This is a genomic window from Actinospica durhamensis, assembly GCF_018139695.1.
In the GTDB taxonomy this organism is placed as follows: Bacteria; Actinomycetota; Actinomycetes; order Streptomycetales; family Catenulisporaceae; genus Actinospica; species Actinospica durhamensis.
Genome location: NZ_JAGSOG010000462.1, coordinates 1 through 3,499 on the forward strand (window position 1 = coordinate 1; position 3,499 = coordinate 3,499).

At 67.6% G+C, this 3,499-nt stretch carries 2 protein-coding genes; both read left to right on the forward strand.

Features of this window, described 5'->3' with window-relative positions; genetic code table 11:
- The first annotated feature begins 148 nt into the window (after nucleotides 1-148).
- Complete coding sequence (locus KDL01_RS45745) at nucleotides 149-1,147, forward strand: tyrosine-type recombinase/integrase (protein ID WP_212533920.1); 999 nt, start codon at nucleotides 149-151, stop codon at nucleotides 1,145-1,147.
- Nucleotides 1,148-1,365: 218 nt separating this feature from the next.
- Nucleotides 1,366-3,480: a tyrosine-type recombinase/integrase gene (locus KDL01_RS45750; protein WP_212533921.1), complete on the forward strand. Its 2,115-nt coding sequence runs from the start codon at nucleotides 1,366-1,368 to the stop codon at nucleotides 3,478-3,480.
- Nucleotides 3,481-3,499 lie beyond the last annotated feature (19 nt).

Here is a 3,499-nt window from a genome sequence, read left to right on the forward strand (position 1 = left end):
CTAACAGTTACGTGGAATCTGGCGACAGAGAAGATCATTGCTCTGTCGAGCGACCACGGACTGAGGAGACTTGTTGAGCACCACGGCGGCGTTGGGGCGGAAGTGGCCGATACTCGGTCGGCATGAGCGGGCGGCTGAGTGGCTTGGTGTGTGGAGCGATCTCGGCCGGGCGCCTCGGACGATCGATGCTTACGCCCGCGGCCTGGCCGAGTACCTGGCGATGTGCGACCGGGCCGGGGTCGACCCGATCACCGCGAACAAGGCTCACATCGCGGTCTACGTGCGTGAGCTCACGTCGCGGCCGAGCCACCGCGGCGCGAACGTGATCTCGATCGATTCCGGGGCGGGCCTGGCCAACTCGACGATTCAGCAGCGGCTGGTGCCGGTGCGGCTGTTCTACGACTACTTGATGGAGGAGGGGCTGCGCGAGTCGAACCCGGTCGGCCGCGGCCGTTACACGCCGGGACGCCGGCGCGGCGGACACGAGCGCGGTCTGGTCCCGAGGATGACCAAGCTGCCGTGGATTCCTTCCGAGCAGCAGTGGCTGGACATCCTCGGCATCGCCGCGGCCGAGCCGATCCGCAACCGCGTCATGCTCGCTCTGGCCTACGATGCAGCACTGCGCCGCGAAGAGTTGTGCTCGCTGCGCACCGACGACCTCGATCCGGCGCACCGCACCCTGCGGGTGCGGGCGGAGACCACGAAGAACCGGCTCGAGCGGATCGTGCCTTACTCGGCGCCGACCGGGGTGCTGCTGTCGGGCTACCTCGCGCATCGCGCTACGATCAGCCGCGCCCGCGGCCCGCTGTTCCTGTCGGAGTCTCGGCGCAACCACGCCCAGCCGTTGAGTCTGTGGACCTGGTCGAAGGTGATCCGCCGCATCGCCCTCGAAGCCGATGTTCCGCGGTTTTCCACCCACACCACCCGGCATCTGTGCCTGACCGACCTGGCCCGGATGGGCTGGGAACTGCACGCCATCGCCACCTTCGCCGGGCACCGCAACACCGAGTCCACGCTCACCTATATCCATCTGTCCGGCCGCGACCTGGCCGAGAAACTCAACCGCGGGATGGAGCAGATACACGGTTGGCGCGTGCAGATGCTGGCCCGGCTCGACGAGTCCGCAGCGGCGGCGGTCACGCGATGACCGCGATGACCACAGCGGCGGCCCTCGATGCGGCCGCTGCTCCGTCCTGGCCTTGGCCGATCGACCCGCAACGCTACGACCGACATCCCGAACTCACCGTCCTCGAACGTTCGGCACTGCTGTCTCTGGGAGCTGAACTGCGCCGACTCCCCGGAAGGCATGACCGATGGGCCCCGCACTGGAAGGCGATCCGGCGTCTACTTCGCCCGCTCGACGATGTGCGCTCATCGCTGTGGTGTCCCGCGGACGGCTCTTACCGTCGCGGCGTCGACGACGCCACCGCCCTGATCCTCCTGCGCTGTGCTGAACGCGGCCGGACGGTGTGGTCCTGGTCCACTCAGGACTGGGTCTCGCTGATAGGCAACAACGCCCGAAAGTTCACCGAGACGGCTCCAGGATGGGCCGAGGGGACGGCGCGGTCGTATCTGATCGCTTACGCCTACTTGATCAGCGAGTTCACCGAGTTCGCGCAGCTGGGACGATTCCAGCGCCTGCCGATGGCCTGGCGGGTCTTCGGCAGGGCCCTTGTCGACGAAGCGCAGCAGCAGGTCGCGGACGTGTTGCGCGGCTGGGGCTACCAGATCGATGTCGGTGTCGACTCGCGGATCTCCCCGGTGCTCTGCAACGTGCTCCTGCACAATCGCAGTCCACTGCTTAAGGACCTGACCACCGAGGCCTTCGCCCGGATGCGCCAGCACCCTGACATGACGGAGCATCATCTTGGAGCGCTGTACGGCATCCAGCGGGCCGTGGCCGCCCTCGGGCACTGCGCCCTGCCGCCCGACCCCCATCGCGGGCGGATGCCCGCAATCGAGGGAACAGCGAGCTCGTGGGCCGAGTGGGTCGAACGCTGGCACACCACCTGCACGCTCTCGCGCAAGGCCCGGGACAACCACCGCATCGTGCTCTCGAAGATCGGACGCTGGCTCGCCGCCGAACACCCGGAGATCACGGAACCTGCCCAGTGGACCCGCCAGACCTGCGCGGCCTGGGTCGCCGCCGTCGACAAGCTCCGTGTCGGCGACTACGTCCAACGCCGCTCCAGCCACGAGAAACGGATCGGCCAGCCGATCACTCCGCACACCAAAGCGGGCTACCTCACCGCAGCCCGGGCGTTCTTCCGGGACCTGCAGGAATGGGAATGGATCCCGCGCCGGTTCGACCCCGAGCGCGCCATGGCCACCCCGCGAACGACGGCCGCGATGCTCGGACCCGACCCGCGCGTCATCGCCGACGAGATCTGGGCCAAGCTGCTGTGGGCCGGGCTCAACATCGAGCCCGACGACCTACCCACCGGCTTGAACACATTGCGCTACCCGCTTGAACACCTCCGAGCCGTGTCGCTGACCTGGCTGTTCAGCGGCCTGCGCAGCGACGAGATCGCGCGGCTGCGCATCGGCTGCATCCGCTGGCAGCACGACGGATTCCCCATCCCCGGCGACTCACGCGAAGTGCTGGCCCGCGACGCGGTGTGCCTGCTGGACGTGCCTACCCACAAGACCGGCATCGCGTTCACCAAACCCGTCGACCCGCTGCTCGGCCAGGCCATCGAGGCGTGGCAGGCCGCGCGCCCCGAGCAGCCGACCTTCCCGGACCGCAAGACCGGCCAGCCGGTACACCTGCTGTTCGCGCTGCGCGCCCGCGCCATGGCCAACACGTATATCAATGCCACGATCATCCCGTCCTTGTGCCGCAAAGCCGGTGTTCCCACCGCCGATGTCCGCGGCGCGATCACCAGCCACCGGGCCCGCTCGACCATCGCCTCCCAGCTCTACAACGCCAAGGAGCCGATGACGCTGTTCGAGTTGCAGGCCTGGCTCGGCCACGGCTCGCCCCACTCGACCCAGCACTACGCGAAAATCACCCCGAACACCCTGGCCAAGGCATACAACGACGCCGGCTACTTCGCACGCAACGTCCGCACGATCGAAGTACTCGTCGACCGGGACGCCGTCACCTCGGGCGCCGCCGCGGCCGGCGAGCCCTGGCAGTACTACGACATGGGGCACGGATACTGCACCTACAGCTTCTTCGAGCAGTGTCAGCACCGTATGGCCTGCGCCAAGTGCGACTTCTACACCCCGAAGGACTCCACCAAGGGACAACTGCTCGAGGCGAAGGACAACCTCCAGCGGATGCTCGCCAGCATCCCGCTGACCGACGACGAGCGCGCCGCCGTCGACGACGGCCAGGCCGCCCTCGACCAACTGCTGGAACGACTCATCGACATCCCCACGCCGACCGGAGCGACCCCGCGCCAGATCGGGCTACCGACTACCGCGACCCTCCTGCCGATCATCGCGGTCAACCAGGCAAAACGGCAGTTAACTTGACAAATCAGATTCCACAGAA